At 42.5% G+C, this 3,455-nt stretch carries 2 protein-coding genes and 2 pseudogenes; 2 read left to right on the top strand and 2 right to left on the bottom strand.

The window, feature by feature from the left end; translation table 11 throughout:
* Nucleotides 1-434: 434 nt before the first annotated feature.
* Together TES5_RS14740 and ald are read right to left on the bottom strand one after the other, a co-directional pair.
* Nucleotides 435-827, bottom strand: a pseudogene (locus tag TES5_RS14740) (ABC transporter permease); the annotation flags it as partial.
* Nucleotides 828-984: 157 nt separating this feature from the next.
* Entirely contained in the window at nucleotides 985-2,097 is a 1,113-nt protein-coding gene (gene ald / locus TES5_RS14735) for an alanine dehydrogenase (protein WP_068562708.1), read from the bottom strand.
* Nucleotides 2,098-2,287: 190 nt separating this feature from the next.
* Here ald and TES5_RS14730 point away from each other — a divergent pair, with 190 nt between their 5' ends.
* Nucleotides 2,288-3,166: a nuclease-related domain-containing protein gene (locus TES5_RS14730; RefSeq protein ID WP_068562707.1), complete on the top strand. Its 879-nt coding sequence runs from the start codon at nucleotides 2,288-2,290 to the stop codon at nucleotides 3,164-3,166.
* Nucleotides 3,167-3,307: 141 nt separating this feature from the next.
* Nucleotides 3,308-3,455, top strand: a pseudogene (locus tag TES5_RS15300) (IS5/IS1182 family transposase); the annotation flags it as partial.

The following is a 3,455-nucleotide window of genomic DNA, read 5'->3' as shown; positions in this document are numbered from 1 at the left end:
ATTATTCCGCGTACAGGAAGTACCGAAGCCTCATTGAAGAGCGTATTGAATGGAATAAAAATCACCCTGTTTCCGAGATAATGAAATGGCAATAGCAGCATCAACCAATACTGACTTTAAATTTTACAGGTAGAAAACATATTAGATATTCCCTAAGAGCCGTTCCTGGATTATATGGAACGGCTCTTAGGTGACCTTAGGGTCAGGATTGTTGGTTTTAAACGCTCTGTCCACTTACTGTTCAACCTTACACACTAATGGTTCCATTTTGACGTTATTCACAAAAGCTGCCCAAATCCTTTAGATAAAGGATTTGGGCAGCTTTTCGTGAGCGTTTTTTCCACTGGTAACTTATCTGTCAGTCAGTGGTAATTTTGATGTCACTAGGTGGTAATAACTATGTCACTGCTGGTAATTTCCTGTGGCGGATATCAGTCTTCGGTGAAGGTTTCTCCTTCAATTACTTCGGGCATCAAGAATTGATCTGACTCAATCCCAAAAATCGTAACCGTAATTTTTGCATCCTCACTCGTTGATCCTTCTTTTCGAACAACGGTTGGCGTTTGACCAAGGACAGCAACTTCATCCGCGTTCACTTCATCGATCAAATTGCGTGGCATCATCGACATACTGATATTCGCATTCGATTCATCGGTTAAAACAATGGCATCCGCGCCCCACTTATCCACACTTGTACGGTTGTCTTGAGCTAATCCGTAAGCTAGTCCGGTTAGGAAGTACACCAGATACGAAACCAAGATCATGACACCAATGATAAGCGCAAAACGAGTTTTGGAATATTTTATTTCATTCCATGCTAAAAACATCAAAGCACCTCTTTATCTTCTATAATCATTCATTTTTCACGCACTTAAAAATAAATTGCTTTGAAATTATACCCCATAATTATTAATTTTCCTATCAAACTGGTTTTTTACACAAAAAAACTGAAGGATGCTTCCACACTCTCCAGTCTTTCCCTATCTAGAATAGTTTTGCAATATCGGTGTATTCTTTATTCAACGAATCGGCTACATCTGCATTCGTCAGTTTACCTTTGTAGACATTGATTCCAGTCATGATGGTAGCATCATTCTTCGCCGCTTCCAAGTATCCTTGATTAGCAATCTTCACTGCATAAGGCAAGGTAGCATTGGTTAGCGCAATCGTTGATGTTTTCGAAACAGCACCCGGCATATTTGGTACCGCATAGTGCAAAATCCCATATTTTTCATAAACCGGATCATCATGGGATGTTACTCGGTCTTCCGTTTCAAAAATTCCGCCTTGGTCCACCGCGATATCCACAATGACAGAGCCCGGCTGCATTTTCTTCACCATTTCTTCGGTAACCAGTGTTGGTGCCTTGCGTCCTGGAATAAGGACGGCTCCAATCACGATATCCGCGTCTTGGATTGCACGCTCAATATTCACGGAGTTTGACATTAAAGTGATGACTTCGTTCCCATATAACGATTCAATCTCTTCCAAAACTTCTGGTTTCACGTCAAGAACCGTACAGTGCGCGCCAAGTCCAAGTGCGATTTGGAGTGCATTCCTACCGGTTACGCCTCCACCAATGATGACTACTTTCCCGTTACGCACACCTGGTACCCCGCCAATCAAGACGCCTTTGCCGCCGTATTGACTCTCTAGATACTGGGCCCCAATTTGAACAGACAGACGACCGGCAATAATACTCATTGGGTTCAAGAGCGGCAAGTCACCAGATTCGCCGACCATGGTTTCATATCCAATCGCAACCGTTCCGGCTGCTTCTAGTGCATTGGTCAGTTCCAATTCATTTGCCAAGTGTAGGTACGTGAAAATAATTAAATCGTCGCGGAAATATTTGTACTCTTCTTGCAGAGGTTCTTTTACTTTAATGACCATTTCTGCCGACCATACTTTCTCTGCAGAAGGTTCTAAAGTGGCGCCAGCTTCTTCGTACTGCTTGTCCTCAAATCCAGAGCCGAGTCCTCCGCCCGATTGAACCATTACCTGGTGGCCATTTTTTACAAGCAAGGCTACTCCCAGGGGCGTCAATCCAATCCGGTTCTCGTTGTTCTTGATTTCTTTCGGTACTCCGATTAGCATAAATAAACTCCTCCAATTTTAATCTCTCTTGTAAATCATATCACTTTTGAGGAAAGATTGAAAAGATTTCGATTAAAAATCAATGAAAATAGCGGATTGTTAGCGGTTACCTCCTCAACCTAATAGGAATAATTCTTTTAGTGGAAAGACAGATTTTTTGCGTATTTTATTAGGAAAGGAGTGAACATTCATGCTTTTATACAGACGAGAAAAGAGTTTAACATTGCATATCATGGAGTCGCTGGCATCTCGCACGGCTCTTAATGGGAAATCAGCTGATTATTTGACCCATTTAAGAAAAGGGCACGAGTGGGAAGAAAAACTAGATCAGCAGATGGAAGGGTGTGGCGATTCGATATTGATTTTCCCGGGAGCATTGCTCCAACCACAAATGGGAAATGCCTTCCAATGGGACACGATTGTTTTGGCCGGTACATCCTTCTATTTATACGAAGTAAAGAGTTTTAGCGGAACCTATCGCTACGGAAAGGAAATGTGGCTATCGGAAACAGGATTTGAAATCAGCAATCCGCAAATCCAAATGCAAGACAACAAAAATCGGTTCAAGAATTTGTTAAGGGAGTTGGGGTATGCAAAAGATTTTCAAGTAAAAGCCTATGCGGTTATGGTCCATCCTGAATTTACCCTACTAGGAGCACCTGAGCAAGAAACCTTGCTCCTGCCGACTCAATTGAAGCGGCACTTCACTTCTCTAGCAAAAGGAGCCCCGCCGCTCACACGGTATCACCATTTAGTTGTACAAAAGTTGCTCGCGCAGCAAGGAGTGGAGCGCGCATTTTGGGATCATATTCCTCCCTACTGCTACGAAGATTTGCACAAAGGATTACGCTGCCCCGATTGTGGCTCGTTTTCACTCCATCATTCCAGGCAAGTTTATGACTGCACCAATTGCGGGATACGAGGGACTCATCGCGCATTAATTTTGTTCCACTGGAATGAGTTGAAGCAATTATTTCCCAATATGCCTCTAAGAAGCAAGGTTCTTTATGAATGGTGCGGCGGTGTTTACTCGCAAAACAGGCTTAGAAGAATGATTCAACAGCTCTAAACAATGTCTACTGAATAATTAACAAACCTTATCGCAACAGCGTTTTTAGCTGTTTTTTGGTATAATAGATGCATGGATTCCAGAGGGAAATACCAAAAACCCGTGCACTTTTTTCAAAAATGATACAAAGAGGCGATGAAAATGTACAAAAAGCAGACGAATCGGCAATTAACCATTTATGACTTCGATCAGCCATTGGGCCTTACGATGAACCCAGAAAACCGTTGGGTCAAAAAAGCAGATTCGATTCCCTGGTCAGTCATTGAAGATAAGTACGCTGCTCTGTTCA

The organism is Trichococcus sp. ES5 (assembly GCF_900067165.1).
In the GTDB taxonomy this organism is placed as follows: Bacteria; Bacillota; Bacilli; order Lactobacillales; family Aerococcaceae; genus Trichococcus; species Trichococcus flocculiformis.
Note: the sequence above shows the minus strand (reverse complement) of the source record. Positions and strands in the feature narration are given on the sequence as shown.

Excerpts from the sequence above, each read along its gene's own strand:
- TES5_RS14730 (WP_068562707.1), top strand. The coding sequence starts at position 2,288 with ATGCTTTTATACAGACGAGAAAAGAGTTTAACATTGCATATCATGGAG.
- ald (WP_068562708.1), bottom strand. The coding sequence starts at position 2,097 with ATGCTAATCGGAGTACCGAAAGAAATCAAGAACAACGAGAACCGGATT.